The 17,878-nt window shown below is 74.8% G+C and carries 18 protein-coding genes; 9 read left to right on the top strand and 9 right to left on the bottom strand.

The window, feature by feature from the left end:
• Positions 1-4: 4 nt before the first annotated feature.
• Together ACIQGV_RS15340 and ACIQGV_RS15335 are read left to right on the top strand one after the other, a co-directional pair.
• Positions 5-355: a sodium:proton antiporter gene (locus ACIQGV_RS15340; protein WP_402494998.1), complete on the top strand. Its 351-nt coding sequence runs from the start codon at positions 5-7 to the stop codon at positions 353-355.
• Complete coding sequence (locus ACIQGV_RS15335; RefSeq protein ID WP_402494750.1) at positions 355-2,112, top strand: complex I subunit 5 family protein; 1,758 nt, start codon at positions 355-357, stop codon at positions 2,110-2,112. Before ACIQGV_RS15340 ends, ACIQGV_RS15335 begins: the two co-directional genes overlap by 1 nt.
• Before the next feature lie 42 nt (positions 2,113-2,154).
• Here ACIQGV_RS15335 and ACIQGV_RS15330 read toward each other — a convergent pair whose 3' ends face one another.
• Positions 2,155-2,817 carry a DUF4230 domain-containing protein gene (locus ACIQGV_RS15330; RefSeq protein ID WP_402494749.1) on the bottom strand — a complete coding sequence of 221 codons (663 nt, stop codon included), beginning with the start codon at positions 2,815-2,817 and terminating at the stop codon, positions 2,155-2,157.
• A gap of 67 nt (positions 2,818-2,884) precedes the next feature.
• Positions 2,885-3,265, bottom strand: a complete 381-nt coding sequence (locus tag ACIQGV_RS15325; RefSeq protein ID WP_402494747.1) for an anti-sigma factor antagonist — start codon at positions 3,263-3,265, stop codon at positions 2,885-2,887.
• A 233-nt stretch (positions 3,266-3,498) separates the two neighbouring features.
• Between ACIQGV_RS15325 and ACIQGV_RS15320 the strand changes: the two genes are divergently transcribed.
• On the top strand, positions 3,499-4,353 hold the full coding sequence (locus ACIQGV_RS15320; RefSeq protein ID WP_402494745.1) for a hypothetical protein: 855 nt from the start codon (positions 3,499-3,501) through the stop codon (positions 4,351-4,353).
• Positions 4,354-4,472: 119 nt separating this feature from the next.
• Positions 4,473-4,862: a VOC family protein gene (locus ACIQGV_RS15315; protein WP_402494744.1), complete on the top strand. Its 390-nt coding sequence runs from the start codon at positions 4,473-4,475 to the stop codon at positions 4,860-4,862.
• Positions 4,863-5,326: 464 nt separating this feature from the next.
• On the opposite strand, the gene ACIQGV_RS15310 is transcribed toward ACIQGV_RS15315, so the two are convergent.
• On the bottom strand, positions 5,327-5,638 hold the full coding sequence (locus tag ACIQGV_RS15310) for a DUF4235 domain-containing protein (protein WP_402494742.1): 312 nt from the start codon (positions 5,636-5,638) through the stop codon (positions 5,327-5,329).
• 40 nt (positions 5,639-5,678) lie between these two features.
• Positions 5,679-6,698 carry a glutathione S-transferase family protein gene (locus ACIQGV_RS15305; RefSeq protein ID WP_402494741.1) on the bottom strand — a complete coding sequence of 340 codons (1,020 nt, stop codon included), beginning with the start codon at positions 6,696-6,698 and terminating at the stop codon, positions 5,679-5,681.
• Between ACIQGV_RS15305 and ACIQGV_RS15300 the strand changes: the two genes are divergently transcribed.
• Positions 6,697-7,791 (top strand): cation diffusion facilitator family transporter, encoded by a 1,095-nt coding sequence (locus ACIQGV_RS15300; RefSeq protein ID WP_402494739.1) that lies wholly within the window; start codon positions 6,697-6,699, stop codon positions 7,789-7,791. The genes ACIQGV_RS15305 and ACIQGV_RS15300 overlap by 2 nt on opposite strands.
• A gap of 84 nt (positions 7,792-7,875) precedes the next feature.
• On the opposite strand, the gene ACIQGV_RS15295 is transcribed toward ACIQGV_RS15300, so the two are convergent.
• A complete protein-coding gene (locus ACIQGV_RS15295) occupies positions 7,876-8,328 on the bottom strand; it encodes a nitroreductase family deazaflavin-dependent oxidoreductase (protein WP_402494737.1) in 453 nt (150 codons plus the stop codon).
• Positions 8,329-8,567: 239 nt separating this feature from the next.
• Between ACIQGV_RS15295 and ACIQGV_RS15290 the strand changes: the two genes are divergently transcribed.
• Positions 8,568-9,026, top strand: a complete 459-nt coding sequence (locus ACIQGV_RS15290; protein ID WP_402494736.1) for a nuclear transport factor 2 family protein — start codon at positions 8,568-8,570, stop codon at positions 9,024-9,026.
• A gap of 8 nt (positions 9,027-9,034) precedes the next feature.
• Here ACIQGV_RS15290 and ACIQGV_RS15285 read toward each other — a convergent pair whose 3' ends face one another.
• Both ACIQGV_RS15285 and ACIQGV_RS15280 read right to left on the bottom strand, forming a co-directional pair.
• Positions 9,035-9,667: a LysE family transporter gene (locus ACIQGV_RS15285; RefSeq protein ID WP_402494734.1), complete on the bottom strand. Its 633-nt coding sequence runs from the start codon at positions 9,665-9,667 to the stop codon at positions 9,035-9,037.
• A gap of 95 nt (positions 9,668-9,762) precedes the next feature.
• Positions 9,763-10,338, bottom strand: a complete 576-nt coding sequence (locus ACIQGV_RS15280; protein WP_402494732.1) for a TetR/AcrR family transcriptional regulator — start codon at positions 10,336-10,338, stop codon at positions 9,763-9,765.
• 108 nt (positions 10,339-10,446) lie between these two features.
• Between ACIQGV_RS15280 and ACIQGV_RS15275 the strand changes: the two genes are divergently transcribed.
• The 3 genes from ACIQGV_RS15275 to ACIQGV_RS15265 are packed head-to-tail and all read left to right on the top strand — an operon-like array spanning position 10,447 to position 12,458.
• Positions 10,447-10,905: a nuclear transport factor 2 family protein gene (locus tag ACIQGV_RS15275; protein WP_402494730.1), complete on the top strand. Its 459-nt coding sequence runs from the start codon at positions 10,447-10,449 to the stop codon at positions 10,903-10,905.
• Between the two features lie 9 nt (positions 10,906-10,914).
• Positions 10,915-11,448 (top strand): flavoprotein, encoded by a 534-nt coding sequence (locus ACIQGV_RS15270; protein ID WP_402494728.1) that lies wholly within the window; start codon positions 10,915-10,917, stop codon positions 11,446-11,448.
• A 41-nt stretch (positions 11,449-11,489) separates the two neighbouring features.
• Positions 11,490-12,458 (top strand): aldo/keto reductase, encoded by a 969-nt coding sequence (locus ACIQGV_RS15265; RefSeq protein ID WP_402494727.1) that lies wholly within the window; start codon positions 11,490-11,492, stop codon positions 12,456-12,458.
• A gap of 81 nt (positions 12,459-12,539) precedes the next feature.
• Here ACIQGV_RS15265 and ACIQGV_RS15260 read toward each other — a convergent pair whose 3' ends face one another.
• Positions 12,540-14,921 carry a SpoIIE family protein phosphatase gene (locus tag ACIQGV_RS15260; protein ID WP_402494725.1) on the bottom strand — a complete coding sequence of 794 codons (2,382 nt, stop codon included), beginning with the start codon at positions 14,919-14,921 and terminating at the stop codon, positions 12,540-12,542.
• Positions 14,922-14,977: 56 nt separating this feature from the next.
• Positions 14,978-17,818 (bottom strand): ATP-binding protein, encoded by a 2,841-nt coding sequence (locus ACIQGV_RS15255; protein WP_402494723.1) that lies wholly within the window; start codon positions 17,816-17,818, stop codon positions 14,978-14,980.
• Positions 17,819-17,878: the final 60 nt, after the last annotated feature.

Below are 17,878 nucleotides of genomic sequence, written 5' to 3'. Positions count from 1 at the left end.
CTCCGTGACGGACGCGTTCCCCTGTCTGGTCGCCGTGTGGGTGTTCCTGGCCGGCTGCCACGGCCTGGCGACCAGCCGCAACCTCATCCACGCCGTGGGCTGTCTGGCCGTGTGCCAGGCGGCCACCTATGTGCTGCTGCTGGCCGTCGGCTACCGCGACGGGGCCACCGCGCCGGTGTTCTCCGACGTGACGCCGGGCTCGCGGCCCGTGGTGGATCCGGTCGTGCAGGCGCTGGCGCTCACGGACGTGGTCGTCGGGGCCACCGTGACCGCCCTGCTGCTGGCGCTGGTGGTGCAGATCTCCAAGCGGCACGGCACGGTCGACCCCGACGCGCTGTCGGAGCTGCGCGGCTGATGCACCGACTGCTGCCGCTGCTCGTGGCCGTCCCGCTGCTCGGCGCCGCCCTGCTGGTCGCCGGAGGGCGGCGGATGCCGCGCTTCGCCGCCGAGACCACGGGCTGCGCGTTCTCCGCCGGCACCGCCGCCCTCGCGCTGACACTGCTGCCGGACTCCTCGCCGCCCATGACGGAATGGGTCGGCGGCTGGACCCCCGAGGGCGGCGAGACCGTCGGCATCGTCCTCGTCGGGGACGGCCCCGGGCTCGGCCTCGCCGCGCTCGCCTCCCTGCTCACCCTCGCGGCCCTGGTGTACTCCTGGCACTACTTCGACGAACCGCCCCGCCGGCACGCCGGGTCCTTCCCCGCGCTGCTGCTGGCCCTCCAGGCGGGCATGTGCGGATTCGCCGTCGCGGGCGACCTGTTCGACGCGTTCGTGTTCTTCGAGCTGATGGGCGTCGCGGCGTACGCGCTCACCGGCTACCGCGTGGAGGAGGCGCGGGCCGTGCAGGGTGCCCTGACCTTCGCGGTCGTCACCTCCCTCGGCGCGTACGCCATGCTGATGGGGATCGCGCTGCTGTACGCCCGTACCGGCGAACTGGGCATGGAGCGCATCGGGCGGGCGCTGGACGCGCACGGCCGGCCCGACGCGCTCGTCCTCGCGGCCTTCGTCCTCGTCCTGACCGGCCTGCTGGTCAAGGCGGCCGCCGTACCGTTCCACTTCTGGCTGCCGGACGCCCACGCGGTGGCGCCCACACCGGTGTGCATGCTGCTGTCCGGCGTCATGGTCGAGCTGGGCGTGTACGGCGTGTGGCGGGTGTACGGCACCGTGTTCGCCGGCCCCGGCGGAGTGCCCGCGGCCGAACTGACGCGTGTCCTGGTCGTGCTGGGCACGCTGACGGCGGCCGTCGGCGCGGTGATGTGCTGGTACCAGCGGCACATCAAACGGCTGCTGGCCTACTCCACCGTCGCCCACACCGGCCTGTTCCTGGCCGGCGCCGGCGTGCTGCGGCCCGGCGCCGACGAGGGCGTCGCCCTGTACGTCGTCGGGCACGCCGGGGTGAAGGCGGCCCTGTTCGCCTGCGCCGGCATCCTCCTCGACCGCTTCGGCAGCGTCGACGAGCACGCCCTGCACGGCCGCGCCCGCCGGCTGCCCGGCGTCGGGGTGATGTTCGCGGCCGGCGGGCTCGCCCTCGCGGGACTGCCGCCCTTCGGCACCGCGCTGGGCAAGACGGCCACGGAGGAGGCGGCCGGCGGGCCGCTCACCGTCCTGTACGTGCTCGCCTCGGCCGTCACGGCCGCAGCCGTGCTGCGGGTCACCGCCCGGGTGTTCCTGGGGCTCGGCCCGCCACCGCCGGACGAGAGCGCCTACGAGACGACGGGCTCCGGGGAGCGGCCGGAGACGGGCCGGCCGCTGCGGCGGGTCCCCGACACCATGACGGCCGTCCCCGCGGTACTGCTGGCGGGCGCGCTGGCCGTGGGCGCCCCCGGCTTCGGCGGCGTGGTGACCCGGGCGGTCGCCGCGGCCCGGCCCGGCACCGAGGCCGTGGCCGTGCACTGGTCGGCCCACGGCATCCTCCTCGGCCTGGTCCCGGCCGTGCTGGCCGTCGCCCTCGCCGCGGTGGCCGTCGTACGTCCCCGCGCCCTATCGGCGACCGACCGGATCCTGCCGCTGCGCCGTCTGCAGTCCGGTCACGTCGGCGACTACGTGGCCTGGCTGCTGGCGGGCGCGGCGCTGCTGGCCGCGCTGGCGGTGCCGGGTCTGCCGCTCGGCTGACGGCGGGGGCCGGAGGACCGCACGGCCGGCCGGGCGGAGCCGTCAGCGGCCGTAGACGACCTTCACCCGGCTGAAGCCGAGGGAACGCAGCAGGCCCTCCAGCATGTCCGTGGTGTTGCGCTCGGCGCGCGCGGTCAGGCCGCTCTCCTTCGCGGCGGCCGAGATGTGCCGTACGGCGAGCCGCTGCACGGCCTGTTCGCCGTTGGGGTTGTCGGAGAACAGGTCGCCGAGCCGGTCCAGCAGGCCGCGCTGCTTGGAGACGGCGTAGGAGCGGTCGGGGTCGAGGGCGGGCCTGCCGAGCGCCGCGTGCGGCAGCCGCAGTGTGGCCGAGGCGCGGTCCTCGTCGACCTGGACGTCGTCCTCGCCGACCTTGCCGAGATCGACGTAGGCGTCGACGGTGCCCGCGCCCACGTACAGGGTGCGGCTGCCGCGGACGGCGTCCGGCAGGAACTTCGTGTCCTTCTCCAGGTCCACCACCACCTGGAAGTTTCCCGAGGCCGCCTCGTAGCGGCTCATGTCCTGGACGGACTGCAGCAGGGCGGGGCCGGACCGGTCGCGGGTCTCGGTGCCGAAGACGTCCTTCAGCGCCGGCAGCGCGCTCAGACCGAGCCCCGCGGCCAGCAGGGCGAGCACCAGGACCGCGGTACCGGCGGCCCAGGCCCAGCCGGGCAGGCGCCGGGGCGTGCGTTCGCGGGTCGTCGTCACGGGGGGCCTCCTTCCTTCGTGCTCTCCGGATGCCCGCCATCACCCGCTCCAGACAAGCGGGTCGGCGTCAGAGGGAGCCGGACGCGGCCTCCCGCCGGCCGAGGGCCGCCTCCAGCGACGGCTGCGGCGGCAGCAGCCGGGCCAGGCCCGTGACCCGCAGCACGCGCAGGGTCAGCGGATGGACGCACACCAGGTGCAGCCGCCCGCCCCGCTCCAGCACCCGGACCCTGGCGCGGGCGAGCAGCCGCAGCCCGGAGCAGTCGAAGAACTCCACCCGCGTCAGGTCGAGGACGACACGCGCGCCGAGCGGGGCCGTGGCGGCGTCCACGTGCGGCAGGATCTCCGCCGCGGCGGCGATGTCGATCTCACCGAGGAACTCCAGGACCGTGTGACCACGGTCCGTGCGGACACGCAGATGCCGGGTGAGCGGCGCGGGACTCTGCTGCACGACGACTTCCCCTCCGACCCGGACGGCCTCAATTCCGTTCCCTGTTCCGCAAGTTACCCTCGAACGCATGCATTGCAGCATGTTCGATTGACATATGTCGTCGAATTGCGACCGGGATCGCCCCCGGCGTTCGCCCCGGGTTCGCGGACGGCGGCGCGAGGGGAGCCGGGACCGAACGTTTCCCGCCGCCGCGGCGTCGTAGGAGGACAGGACGGTGTCGGACAGGGGGAGACATGCGCGCAGGACTTCCGGCCGCCGGGGCGGCACTTGCGGCGGTCGCGGCACTCGCGGCGATGACGGGGTGCGGGTCCGGCGGCGAGGACGTCGTCGTCGACGGCACACCGCCCGCCACCCCCTATCGCGGGCCGCTGTCCGTGCCGGCCGTGAACCTCGACGAGGACGGCCCGCAGGCCGTGCGCGCCGAGTCCGGCGCGGCCGGCCGGGCCCTGGAGTGCGACGGGGAGATCTTCTCCGGCGGCCCGGGCGAGAGGTGGAGCGAGGGCGACGGCGGAGACACACCGGAGGAGGGGCTGGAGACGTACTTCGCCGTCGAGCAGCCGGACCTGCCCCGGCACGGCTACCGCGTCGAGCGCCGGGAGAAGGACCGGGTGCTGTTCTCCCTCGACGTCGGCGGCCGCACCAAGGTCGCGGTCGTCGTCGCCGAGGACCGTGCCGGCGCGCCCGGCTGGGGCCCGGAGACCAGCGCGGCCTGCGACCCGTCCGAGCTGCCGGACGACTTCGTGGCCGGTATGCCCTACGACCTGTGGACCGGCGCCGACGGCAGGCGGCTGCCGTACACCACGATCCACAGCCACCGGGGCGCGGAGCACTGCGACTGGCAGGACGCCGACTTCATCGCGCTCGGGCCGCACAGCTACGGCCGCGACCCGCACGGCGTCCTCCCCCCTGGGGGTCTCACCGGCCCCTACGACGCCGACGCCCGCCTGCCCGCCGACGCCCGGCCCACCGGCTACCACCACGGCGACGACACCCTCTGGCGCACGGACGACCCCTCCCGCGTCTACGTCCGCACACCGGACGGCGTACAGGCATGGCCGCGGGTCCGGGACGACTTCGGCTGCAAGTGACACGCGCGGGGCGCCGTCCGGACGGCGCCGGGCGCGGCCACGGGCCCGGGATACAACCGCGGGTGCGGGATATCCGGGACGACAGGGCGCGACCGCGTCCCGGACCCTTCGGAGGAGACATGCCCCTGGTGACCGCGGGCGTCGTGGTGCTCGACTGCGCCGAGCCCGAGCGACTCGCCGAGTTCTACAAGGAGTTGCTGGCGGCGGAGGAGACCCACACCACCGCCAACCGCATCGAGATCGAGAGCCCCGCCGGCACCCGGCTGGCCTTCCGGCGCGACGTCAACGCCACGCCGCCGAGCTGGCCGCGTCCCGAGAACTCCCTCCAGGTGCATCTGGAGCTGGAGGCCGACGACCTCGACGAGGCCGAACGCCGGATCGTCTCCCTCGGCGGACGCCCCACCGAGACCAGCGCCCCCGGCTCCCACGAGGAACGCGGCTACGCCGACCCCTCCGGCCACTCCTTCGTCCTGCGCCGGACACCACCGCTGGAACCCAAACGGGGCTAAGGGCCTGTCCGACCGTTCCCGTCTGCCGCGCGACGCCGTGCACGCGCTCTCGCCGCACCGGCCCCGGACCCGGGTACGTCCGGTACGAGGGCCTGGGGCCGGCACGCCGAGAGCACGCACCTGACGGCGCGCGGCCGCCCTTCGGGCGACGACGCGAAGGGGCGGACAGGCCCTGGCGGCTGCCGTCCGGATCAGGTCGGTGTCGCGACGCACGCACGCCGCACGGTGTGAAGGGCCAGGTGGCTCCGCCGCACGACCGTTCGCACCGCACGCCGCTCCCGCTCCCACGGAGATCCGTCGGAAGGGCCCCGGGGGCCGCTGTCCGGACCGGGCCGGCCGTGAAGGGGCCGCCTTCGGTGGCTCCGGGAACGAGGCGCGGCGTCCGGGGCGGGCCGGGGAGAGCCCGAAGGCCCCCGGCCCGCCCCGGACGGCTCCGTGCCCCGTCCGCCGGGTCCGGGTGCGGACTACGCCCGGCCTGTCTTCGGGTCGCCCGGCCAGACGCCCGTGGAGCGTTCGATGGCCTTCGCGCCGCTGCGGTCCACGGCGCTGCGGACCGCGGCGAAGATGGCGCCCTGGATGGCGGCGGCGAGGATGATCTCGCCCCAGCCGCGGTCGCGGTCCAGGGGGTCGGGGGCGTCGTCCTCGTGCCGGATGGCCCGCCAGGTCTGGCGGAACGCGAGACCGGACAGCGCGCCGCCGACCCAGCCCAGGGCGAACCCGAGCGGCTTGTACACCAGCGGGAGCTTCTGCTTCTTCTTCTTGTTCTTCTTGGCCACGTAGGACTCCTTTCCGGCACCGACCGGCGGCACCGCGCCGTCAGGGGCGCCCGGCCGCGGGGACCTTCTCACCGGCCGGGACGGGGCCGGGCGGCGTTCCGTCGCCGAAGGGGCTCCCGCCCAGCTTCTCCCGGTGGTGCGGGGTCAGCCAGCCGGACGGGTCCGGCCCGAGCGGCACCACCCGGGTCGGGTTGATGCCGGTGTGCACCTGGTAGTAGTGCCGTTTGATGTGGTCGAAGTCGACGGTGTCCCCGAACCCCGGCGTCTGGAACAGATCACGGGCGTACGCCCACAGCACCGGGTTCTCCGCCAGCTTCCAGAGATTGCACTTGAAGTGCCCGTGATAGACCGCGTCGAACCTGACCAGCGTGGTGAACAGCCGGATGTCCGCCTCGGTGACGGTGTCGCCGACGAGGTAGCGCTGCCGCTCCAGCCGCGCCGCGAGCAGCTCCAGCCGGCGGAACACCGCCGCGCACGCGGCCTCGTACTCCTCCTGCCCCGTGGCGAAACCGGCCCGGTACACCCCGTTGTTGACGTCCTCGAAGACGTCCGCGGCGACCTTGTCGATCTCGTCCCGCAGGTCCTCGGGGTACAGCCGCGGCGCACCCTTGCGGTGCAGGGCCGTCCATTCGGTCGCGAGGTCCAGGGTGAGGCGCTGGTAGTCGTTGGTGACCAGCTTCCCGCTGGGCACGTCCACGACCGCGGGCACGCTCACCCCGCCCGGCGGGTCCGTCTCCCGGCGGGCGTACGCCTCACCGAGGAACCGGATCCCGAGGACCGGGTCGCGGCCGCCCGGGTCCAGCGTGAAGCGCCAGCTGCGGTCGTCCTGGACCGGGTCGGCGACCGCCATCGGCAGGGCGTCCTCCAGTCCCAGCAGGCGCCGGGAGATCACCGCCCGGCTCGCCCAGGGACAGGCCCGGCTGACGACCAGCCGGTAACGGCCGGCCCGCACCGGCCAGCCGTCCCGGCCGTCCGCCGTGATCCGGTCGGTGAAGTGACTCCTCGACCGCCGGAACGACTTCCTGCCGTACGCGCTGTTGCCGTCGCCGCTGTCGCTCATGCCGGTTCCTCCCCGCACACGCTCCGCCGGTCCGGGCGGCCCGGCACGGCTTCTGCCAGGCCGGGTTCCCCCGTTCCGGCGGACGGAACGGTGTGATCCGCACCCGCCGGGGCAGTCGGCGGGGGTGACCGATGCCCCGAAGCCTCGGAAGGCCGACCGCAGGACCCGCGTCACCGTGCTGGTGGCCCTGGCCGCGAACCTGGTGATCGCCGTCGCCAAGGTGCTGGGGGGCCTCCTCGCGGCCTCGCCCGCCCTGCTGTCGGAGGCGGCGCACTCCGTCGCCGACAGCCTCAACGAGGTCTTCCTGCTCACCGCGCTGCGCCGCAGCCGCCGCCCCGCCGACCGCCGCCACCCCTTCGGCTACGGCAAGGAACGCTTCTTCTGGACGCTGCTCGCCGCCGTCGGCATCTTCGTCACCGGCGGCTGCTTCTCGTTCTTCCAGGGCGTGGAGGCGCTGCGCGGCGGCGGCCAGGAGAACTTCGACGGCTATGCCGTGGGCCTGGCCGTGCTGGCCGTGGCGTTCCTCGCCGAGGGCGCCTCACTGGTGCGGGCCCTGTACCAGGTGCGCACGCACGGTGCCCCCGGCGGGCTGCACGACCCCGCCCTGCGCACGGTCGTCGCCGAGGACGGCACGGCCGTGATCGGTGTGACCCTCGCCTTCGCCGGGATGGCGCTGCACCGGGCCACCGGGCAGGCCGTGTGGGAGGGGGCGGCCTCGCTCGCCATCGGCGCGCTGCTGGTGTTCGTCGCGTTCCGTCTCGGGCGCGACGCCCGGGACCGGCTGATCGGGCAGGCCGCCGACCCGGAGGCGAGCGGCAGGATCCGGGCCCTGCTGGCGGCGCAGCCGGAGATCGACAGCGTGGAGGCGCTGTTCACCATGCAGACCGGGCTGGATTCGGTCCTGGTCGCCGCCCGGATCGATCTGATGCCCGGGATCGACAGCGAGCGCGTCGAGCGGGTCTCGGTGCGCATCAAGCGCTCGATCGCCCACACGGTGCCCGAGGCCACGCAGATCTTCCTCGACGTGACCGACCGGACCGCGGGAGAGGCACGGGAGAGCCCCGCCGCGACGGGGGAGCGCGGCGGGGCCTGACACCCGGATGCCCGGCCCGATGGCCTTCATGCGCGCCCGGCGCGGAAAATCTCCGGGTCCCGCAGGACCGCCCGGGTCCGGGGGTCAGTCGTGGGCCACGACCGGTTCCAGCACGAAGACGGGGATCGTGCGGTCCGTCATCCGCTGGTACTCGGCGTACTGGGGGAAGGCTTCGACCGCCCTCTCCCACCACGCCTGGCGCTCCTCGCCGGTGACCTCGCGGGCCTTCATGTCCTGCTTCACCGGACCGTCCTGCAGCTCCACCCGGGGGTCGGCCTGCAGGTTGTGGTACCAGACCGGGTTCTTCGGGGCGCCGCCCACGGAGGCGACGGCCGCGTAGCTGCCCTCGTGCTCGACCCGCATCAGCGGCGTCTTGCGGATCCTGCCGCTGCGGGCACCGACCGTGGTCACGACGACCACCGGCAGCCCGGTGTCGAACAGGGTCGTGCCCTCGGTGCCGCCGGAGCCCTCGTACAGCTCCACCTGGTCGCGGACCCACTTGGTCGGGCTCGGTTCGTACTCGCCCTCGAGAGGCATGGAAACTCCGTTCCGTCGTCGGGTTCGGGGTGACGGGCACCGTGCTGCAACAGCGGGCGGCGCCGGAATCATCCCTACCGCTCCTGCCGTCCGCCACGGCCGGTTTCGGCCACCGCCGCAGGCCGGCGGGGGTGCGGCGGCGCGGCGCGATTGTCACCGGCGTGATCGCGCCGGACCGGACGGGTCGGGCACAGTCGTGATCATCGTGTGCGAGACCGGCCGAAGGAGAGCGAAAGCCCATGACCGCGACCACCGACCCGACGACCCGCGCCGTCGTCGGGGAACTGCTGCGCCGCATCGGCCAGGGCGACCCGGACCGCATCGCCGAGCTGTACGCCGGACACGTCGACTGGCGGCTCGACTGGCCGGAGGACGAGCACGGCGGGGCGCGGACGCCGTGGATCCGGCACCGCTCCACCCGCGCGGACGCCGCCGCCCACTACCGGGAACTGGCGGAGCACCATGTCGCCGACCAGGTGGCCACCCGGGTGGAACGGATCCTGGTGGACGGGGCGGACGCGGTGGTCCTGGGCGAGATCCGGCAGACCTCGAAGGCCACCGGGCGTCCGTATCGCGCCAGATTCGCCCTGCATCTGACCGTCGAGAACGGCCTGGTCGTCCGTCATCACGTGTACGAGGACAGCCTGACCGTGGCCCGCGCGTTCACCGCCGGACCGGCCGGGCCGGGGCCCGTCTGACCCGCGTGTCAGCCGGCGGGGGACAGCACCATCCGTACGGCCAGTGCGGCCATCACCGCGCTCGACACCAGGGCCGTCACCAGGCGGCCCCGGTGTCCGGTCAGCGCACGGCCCAGCAGGGCGCCGCCGCCGGCGAGGAGAAGCTGCCAGCTGGCGGACGCGGCGAAGGCCGCCAGCACGAACACCGCCTGCGCCGCGGCGCCCGCCTCCCGTGCCCCGCCCGCGCCCAGCACGAGCGCGGCGAAGTAGATCACGGTGGTCGGGTTGAGCAGGGTGATCCCCAGCAGCCCGAGATAGGCCCGTGCGGGGCCCGGTGGGGGCGGGTCGGAGCGGGTGGCGAGCCGGTGCCCGCGATAGCGCCGGACCGCGCCGGCGGCACCCACCGCGGCGAGGGCCAGCAGCACCAGCACCGACGCCCAGCGCAGCGGCGTCAGGGCGGGCCGCAGCGCCGCGGCGAGCGCGGAGCCGCCGAGCGCGGCGAGGAGGGCGTAGAGCCCGTCGGCGGAGGCCACACCGAGGGCCGCCGCGGTCCCTGTGCGCAGGGTGCTGCGGGCGGTGAGCGAGACGAGATAGGTGCCGACGGCGCCGACGGGTACGGCGATGCCGTAGCCGGCGACCAGCCCGGCCACGAGCGGTTCCATGTCCGGATCCTGGGGCTCGGGGCTCCTCGGGGGCAACCGAATATCACCGCAGTCTCCCCGAGGTCTCTCCGGTGACCGGGGGCCGGGCGGGGTTCCTACGGCGGCCCCTCCTGCGGTCCTTGGGAGGCGGCCAGCAGCCGCCGCGCCGCCTCTCTCGCCTGTGCGGCGGGGGCGGTCGTGGCGGTGATGCCCGCGGTGACCGTCGCGCCCTCCGCCAGGAGGAAGAGAGGGTCCGCGAGGGAGGCGGGGCGGCCGGCGGCGGCGACCAGGGCGGTGAGGTAGTCGCGGAAGGCCCGCTTGTGCGCGGTGACCTGGTCCGCCACGGGACGGGAGGTCGCGCCGAGCTCGCCGTACGCGTTGATCCAGGCGCAGCCCCGGAAGCCGTCCTCGGCGAACCACAGCTCCAGCCAGTCGTAGACGGCGACGATCCGCCGCTCGGGGTCCTCGTGCCGCTCGACATGGGCGGCGAGGCGGTCGCGCCAGCGGGCGTCACGGCGCTCCAGGTAGGCGACGACCAGCTGTTCCTTGGCCGGGAAGAGCTGGTAGAGACGCTTGAGGGAGACCCCGGAGGCGCCCCGGAGATCGTCCATGCCGACCGACTGGACGCCCCGCGCGTAGAAGAGCGCCTCGGCGGCGTCCAGGGCCCTCTCGCGGGCGGTCGCGCTGTCCATGGAAGGACCACTCCTTGACCTGAGAACGATCGTTCTCCTATGGTAGCAGCCAGACGGAGAACGCCCGTTCTCCCTTCTCGCAGCCGTCAGCCCGTCCCGGAGGACGCCATGACCAGCCGACCGCCCCTGCCGCCCTTCACCCGGGAGACCGCCGCACGCAAGGTGCAGGCCGCCGAGGACGCCTGGAACACCCGCGACCCGCACGAGGTGGCGCTCGCCTACTCCGAGGACTCGGTGTGGCGCAACCGCGACACCTTCGTCACCGGCCGCGCCGGGATCGTCGGGTTCCTCACCGCCAAGTGGGCGCGCGAACGGCGGTACGCCCTGCGCAAGGAGCTGTGGGCGTTCGACGGCAACCGCATCGCCGTGCGGTTCCAGTACGAGAGCCAGGACACCGACGGCCGCTGGTGGCGGTCGTACGGCAACGAGCTGTGGGAGTTCGACGAGCAGGGCCTGATGACCCGTCGTGAGGCGTCCGTCGACGACGTGCCGATCGAGGAGCACGAGCGCCGCATCCACGGCCCGCGCCCCGAGGCCGAACGCGGTCTGTCCTTCCCGCTCCAGTAGGGTTCCCGGGTGACCGAACAGGCCGGGAGACCCTTCCTCTACGTCGTCGTCTGCGCGGCGGGCATCGCCTCCGGCGTCGGCGAACTCGTCCGCGCCGCACAGGAGAAGGGCTGGGAGGTCGGTGTCCTCGCCACCCCGGCCGCCATGAACGGCTTCTTCGACACGGCCGCCGTCGAGTCCCTCACCGGACGCCCGGTCCGCTCGGCCTGGCGCTCGCCCGCGGACCCGCGCCCCTTCCCGCCCCCGGACGCCGTGGCCGTCGCGCCCGCCACCTTCAACACCGTCAACAAATGGGCGGCCGGCGTCGCCGACACCCTCGTCCTGGGCACCCTCAACGAGGCATGCGGCCTGGGTGTGCCCGTCGCGGTGCTGCCGTGCGTGGCCGACGCCCTCGCCGCCCACCCCGCCTACCGGGAGAGCCTGGCACGTCTGCGGGGCATGGGCGTGCGCTTCGGCGGTCCGTACACCGGCGAGCCCGAAGAGGACGGCAGCCGACCGGAGTTCGGCTGGACGCGGGCGCTGGAACTCCTCCACGCCGATTAGGCTCGCTCCGACAGCCACAGCCGACGGCGGGAGCAGCGACGATGCAGTACGTGAAGCTCGGTTCGACGGGTCTGGACGTGTCCCGGATCTGTCTGGGCTGCATGACCTACGGAGATCCCGCCCGGGGCACGCACGGGTGGACCCTCGACGAGGAGAGGTCCCGCCCGCTGATCCGGCAGGCGCTGGAGGCCGGGATCACCTTCTTCGACACGGCGAACGTCTACTCCGACGGCAGCAGCGAGGAGATCGTCGGCAGGGCGCTGCGCGACTTCGCCCGCCGCGACGAGATCGTGCTGGCCACCAAGGTGCAGGGCCGGATGCGGCCCGGCCCCAACGGCGGCGGGCTGTCCCGCAGGGCGATCCTGACCGAGATCGACCACAGCCTGACCCGGCTGGGCACCGACCACGTCGACCTGTACCAGATCCACCGCTGGGACCCGCACACGCCCGTCGAGGAGACCATGGAGGCGCTGCACGACGTGGTCAAGGCGGGCAAGGCCCGCTACATCGGGGCGAGTTCGATGTACGCGTGGCAGTTCGCCAAGGCCCAGCACACCGCCGAGCGGGGCGGCTGGACCCGGTTCGTGTCCATGCAGAACCACTACAACCTCCTCTACCGCGAGGAGGAACGCGAGATGCTGCCCCTCTGCGTCGACCAGGGCGTCGGTGTCCTGCCCTGGAGCCCGCTGGCCCGCGGCCGTCTCACCCGCGACTGGGGCACCGTCACCGGCCGCAGCGAGACGGACGGCTTCGGCAGCACGCTGTACCCGGACAGCGACCGCACCGTCGTCGAGGCCGTGACCCGCGTCGCCGAGAGCCGCGGCGTCCCCCGCGCCCAGGTGGCCCTCGCCTGGCTGCTGCACAAGGCCCCGGTGACGTCCCCGATCGTCGGCGCGTCCGAGCCCCGCCACCTCCAGGACGCCGTGGCCGCGGCCGAACTGCGCCTCACCGACAAGGAACTGGAGGAGCTGGAGCAGCCGTACACACCGCACGCCGTCTCCGGTCACTGAGGACCGCGGACGCCCGGCGGCCCCGGGCGGCATCCGCACAGTGGCCGAGAATCGACCGCTCCCAGGGATGACGCGAGGCCGTCAGACCGTCCCCGGCTCCTCGAACAGTCCGAGCTCGGCCCAGATCGTCTTGCCCTCGGCCGTGTGTCTGCTGCCCCACCGCTGCGTCAGCTGGGCGACCAGCAGCAGCCCGCGGCCGCCCTCGTCCCAGGTCTTGGCGCGGCGCAGATGCGGGGCGGTGTGACTGGTGTCGGACACCTCGCAGATCAGGGTGGCCGTGTCATGGATCAGCCGGAGCCTGATGGGGCGGGCGCCGTAGCGGATCGCGTTGGTGACGAGCTCGCTCACCACCAGCTCGGCCGTGAAGGACGCCTCGTCCAGCCGCCAGGTGGCCAGCTGCTCGACGACCTGCTTGCGGATCGGCGAGACCAGCGCGGGATCGGCCGGGATGTCCCAGGTGGCCACCCGGTCCGAGGGCAGCCCCCGGGTGCCGGCCACCAGCAGGGCCACGTCGTCGGCGATGCCGTCCGCAGGCAGCAGCGCGGCGAGGATCCGGTCGCAGGTCTCCTCCAGCGAGGCGGTGTGCCGCGCCAGCGCCTCGCCCAGCATGCCGCGCCCGGTCTCGGCGTCCCGCTCCCGCGCCTCGATCAGCCCGTCGGTGTAGAACGCCAGCAGGGTGCCCTCGGGCAGATACAGCTCGGTGCTCTCGAACGGCAGTCCGCCGAGCCCCAGCGCCGGACCGGCCGGCACCTCCACCTCGTGGGGCGTCGCGCCGGGCGGCAGCATCAGCGGTGCCGGATGCCCGGCCCGCGCCAGGGTGCACCGCCGGGACACCGGGTCGTACACCGCGTACACGCAGGTGGCGCCCAGCTCACCGGGCCGGCCGCCGTCCCCGTTCTCCTCCGCCAGCCGTACGACGAGATCGTCGAGGTGGGTGAGCAGTTCGTCGGGGGCCAGGTCGATGTCGGCGAGCGTGCGCACGGCCGTGCGCAGCCTGCCCATGGTCGCCGACGCCTGCACACCGTGGCCCACGACGTCGCCGACGACCATGGCCACCCGCATGCCGGACAGCGGGATCACGTCGAACCAGTCGCCGCCCACCCCGGCCCGCGCCGCCGGGAGATAGCGGGAGGCCGCCGTCACGGCGGCCGTCCGCGGCAGCCGGCGCGGCAGCAGACTGCGCTGGAGGGCCAGGGCCGTCTCCCGCTCCCGGGAGAACCGGCGGGCGTTGTCGATGCACACCGCGGCCCGGGCCGTGACCTCCTCGGCCAGCAGGACGTCGTCCGGGGTGAAGGGGTCGGGCCGCCGGAAGCGGGTGAACACCGCGACACCCAGGGTGGTGCCCCGGGCCTGGATGGGCACGGACATCGTGGAGTGGATGCCGTACTCCTGGATCCGCTCGCGGCGCGCCCGGGAGCGGGCCAGCCACGCCGCCAGGCGGCCGTCGGCCGCCGAGACGACCGTGGTGCGGCCCGCGACGAGCGAATCGGCCTGAGGCGAGCCGGCCGGGTAGGAGTCGAACTCACCGGGCTGCACCACCGCCTCCGGCGTGCCCGGGTTCACCGACCGGTGGGCGATCCGGCGCAGCCCGACCGGCACGGTGACCCGCGCCGGCGGGTCACCGCTCTGCTCGTCGGCGTCCAGCAGGTCGACCCTGACGAAGTCGGCCAGCGCGGGCACGCACACATCGGCGAGTTCCTGGGCGGTGCGGGTGACGTCCAGGGTGGTGCCGACCCGTACGCTCGCCTCGTTGACCAGCTGCAGCCGTTCACGGGCGAGGTAGTTGTCGGTGAAGTCGTGGGTCGCCATGCACACCCCGCGCACCTGGCCGGCACCGTCCACGACGGGTGTGATCCGGGCGTGCCAGGCGTGGGCCTGCTTCCTGCCGCCGCTGGGCATGTGCGTCTGCAGTTCGCGGGGCAGTCCGGTGGAGAGCACCTCCAGCGCACTCTTCTCCAGTTCCTCGCTCTGCGGCTTCCCGCCGACCTCGGACGGCCTCAGCCCCCGGATCTCCTCATGGGGCAGACCGAGTGTCCGGGCCATGGCGTCGTTGACCGAGTGCAGCCGCAGATGCTCGTCGTAGACGGCCAGCGCGCACGGGGTCTGGGCCAGCAACGACACCTCCAGCGGGTCGCCGGGCGGGCGCGGCGCGGGGCGTTCCAGCGGGGCGACGACGAGCCAGTGGGCCGATCCGGCCCCCGGACGCCACTGATGGTGCGCGAGCAGCCACACCGCGACCGTACGGCCGTCACGGTGCCGCAGGGCGAGAGACCCGTACCAGCGGTCGTCGCGGACCTGGGGAGCCGCGTCCGCGACGAGGTCCCGGGCCGGCCTGCCCAGGACCTCTTCCTCGGTCCAGCCCAGCAGCCGACGTGCACCCTCGTTCCACGAGGTCAGCGTGCCGTTCTCGGCGATGACAGCCCGGGCCGTCGCACCCTCGTCGAACGGGTAGACCAGGCTCATCGGCGCCACTCCATCGCGCACACTCACAGTGAACAGGTGCGTCCGTCCGTTCCAGCCTAGTGGCTCAGGCCCTCCCGGCGCGTGCTGCGGCCGCCTCCTCCCCGGCCGGCGGCCCCGGGCGCCAGACCCAGGTCCGCCAGCGCGGCCGCGCCCGCCGCGGTGTGCGGGCCTCCGGCGAGCAGCAGCGTGCGGGCCGACTGGTAGGGGCTGCCCGCGGCGTCGAGGGCGGCCGCGGCGGAGAGCTGCCCGGACAGGTCGCCCTCCAGCAGGGCCTCGGCCCGGTCCACCTGGGCGGCGGCGACGGGGTTCCCGGCGACCACGGCCCGGGCCGCGTCGATCCGGGCCCGCGCCTGCGGATGCCCGGCGAGCACCGCCGTCTCGGCGCGCAGTGCCACGTACCAGTGCAGCCACACCCAGGACACCCACTTCCACACCTCCTCCGGCTCCGGCGCGACCCGCTCCAGCGCCTCGTCCACGTCCCCGTGGTGCAGCAGGAACACGGCGTCGAAGACCGCGCCGTAGCCGTGCCGGTGCTCGGGCGCGCTGCCCGCCCGGCCCACGACACGGAGCCAGTCCGCCCGGGCGTCGTCGTCGCCGCGCAGCCCGTGGAGCATGGCGACGGCCGCCGCGGCGGGCCCGAGCGAGAAGGACCGCTGCCCCCCGCTCTGCTCCCACGCGTCGAGGAACCGCACGCTGTCCGCGAGCAGTTCGTCGGCGCGGCCGGCGAACGCGTCCGCGACCAGCAGCCACGACGTGGCGTGATGGCCCACCTCGGCGAGCAGCGGATGCCCGGCGAGCTGCCGGCCCCACCGGCGGGCCTCCGGCAGCCGGCCCGCCCCGACGGCGGTCCCGGCGGCCATCGCGAGCGCGTCCATCAGCTCGTGCGCGGCGGCCGGTCCCGGCGGTGCCGACGCCAGCACGTCGATCCGCCGCCGGGCGGCGGACGCCGCGGCGAACGGGTCGCCGTCCCAGCTGCGGGCGCCGGAGAGCGCGTCGAGCGCGGCCGACTCCGCCACCGGGTCCCCCGCGCGCCGGGCGAGCCGTACGGCCTCCTCGGCGCTCTCCACGGTCTCCCGCACGCTGTTGTCGGTGTCGCCCTGGACCGCGCCGAACGCGTCGAAGACCACCGCCGCCTCGGCCAGCGCGACAGCCGCCTCGGCCGCCGGGTCGGTCCCGGACAGCTCGCGCGCCCGGACCAGCAGGGAGGTCACCTCCTGCCGGGCCGGAACCTCGGTGAACGTGCTGGAGAAGCGGTACGCGATCGTCGCGGCCCGGGCGAGGTCCCGGCCCGCGCCGGCGAGGTCCCCGGCCCGTCGGGCGGCCTCGGCGGCGGCGCGGTGCAGCCGCAGCATGTCGTCGCCCAGCCTGCGGCACCCGGCCACCTCGGCGGCCCGGCGCAGCGCCTCGGCGCCCCCGGCGTCGTCGTCGGCGAGGGCGGCCGCCTGCTCGTACCGCTGCTGGGCCTCGCCGAGCAGCGTCCGGTCGAAGGCCGGCCCGGCCAGGGACAGCGCGAGCCGGTGCGCCTGCGGGCGCCGTCCGGGCAGCCCGGCGGTCCGGGCGAGGGCGGCCCGCAGATCGTCGGCGACGGCGTCGAACCGGGCACGCCAGCCCGCCGCCCCGCTGTCCCCGAGGGCCGCCGCGGCGGCCAGGCACCACTCGGCGTGCCGGTCCAGGACGTCGTCGAGCTCACCGGCGCCGGCGAGCATCTCCCGGCCGTACTGGCGGATGGTCTCCAGCGCCTGGTAGCGGGTGCCGGCCGGGCCCGGCGTCACGGTGAGCAGGCTCTGCTCGGCGAGCCTGCCCAGACCGTCGGCGACCTCGGCCGGGTCCAGCGGGGCGAAGCCGGCCACCTCGGCGGCGGCCTCGGCGGTGAACGGCAGCACGAACGCCGACACCCGGCGCAGCAGCGCCCGGTCGCATGGCCGGAGCAGGTCGTGGCTCCAGTCCAGCACGGCCCGCACCGACCGGTGGCGGTCGTCGGCGCGGGACCCGCCCGCGAGGATGCGCAGCTGGTCGGAGAGGCCGGCCGTGAGACCGTCGAGGCCGAGCGTGGGCAGCCGCGCCGCGGCCAGCTCGATCGCCAGGGCCATCCCGCCGAGCCGTTCGCACAGGGCCGTCACCCGCTCGCGCGCCCCGGGATCCGGCGAGGCCCCGACCGCCGCCGCCCGGTCCAGGAACAGGGCCACGGCGTCCGACCCGCCCCCGCCGTCCCGCGACAGCGGCGGCACCGGGAAGACCCGCTCGAACGGCACCATCAGCCGGGCCCGGCTCGTCACCAGCACCCGCACGCCGGGGCAGGCGGCCAGCAGCTTCTCCAGGAACGGCGCCACACCGTCGCGGACCTGCTCGCAGTTGTCCAGCACCAGCAGCGCCCGGCGGTCCGCCAGCGCGGTCGGCACCGCGTCGCCGGGGGAGCCCCCGGGCTGCTCGCCCACCCCCAGGGCCGCCGCGACCGCCGCCGGTACGCGCGCCGGGTCGGTGACCGGGACCAGGTCCACGAACCACACCCCGTCGGCGAACCCGGCGGCCGCGTCCGCCGCCACCGCCAGCGCCAGCCGGGTCTTGCCCACCCCGCCGGGGCCGACCGCGGTCACCTGCCGGTGCGTCGTGAGGGCCTCGGCCAGCTCCCCGCGCTCGTGGGCCCGTCCGACGAACGCCGTCAGCGGCGCGGGCAGGGCGGCCGCCGGGCGGGACCGTTCCTCGCGGGCGAGCGCGTTCGCGTGCCGGGACAGCGCCCGCCGGTCCGGCATCACCAACTTGCGCAGCAGCGCCGAGACATGGGACTCGACGGTGCGCACGGAGATGAACAGCCGCGCGGCGATCTCCGCGTTGCTGAGGTGCTCCCCGAGGAGCGCGAGCACGTCGGTCTCCCGGGCGGAGATCACTGGAGTGGCCACCTGATCATTATCCGTGGTGTCTTTCCGTGGTGGGCACGGAGGCGGCCACCGGCCTCGCGG

It is taken from the genome of Streptomyces sp. NPDC093094, from assembly GCF_044754345.1.
GTDB lineage: Bacteria > Actinomycetota > Actinomycetes > Streptomycetales > Streptomycetaceae > Streptomyces.
The sequence above is the reverse complement of the archived record's forward strand: the minus strand, read 5'-3'. Positions and strand labels throughout refer to the sequence as shown.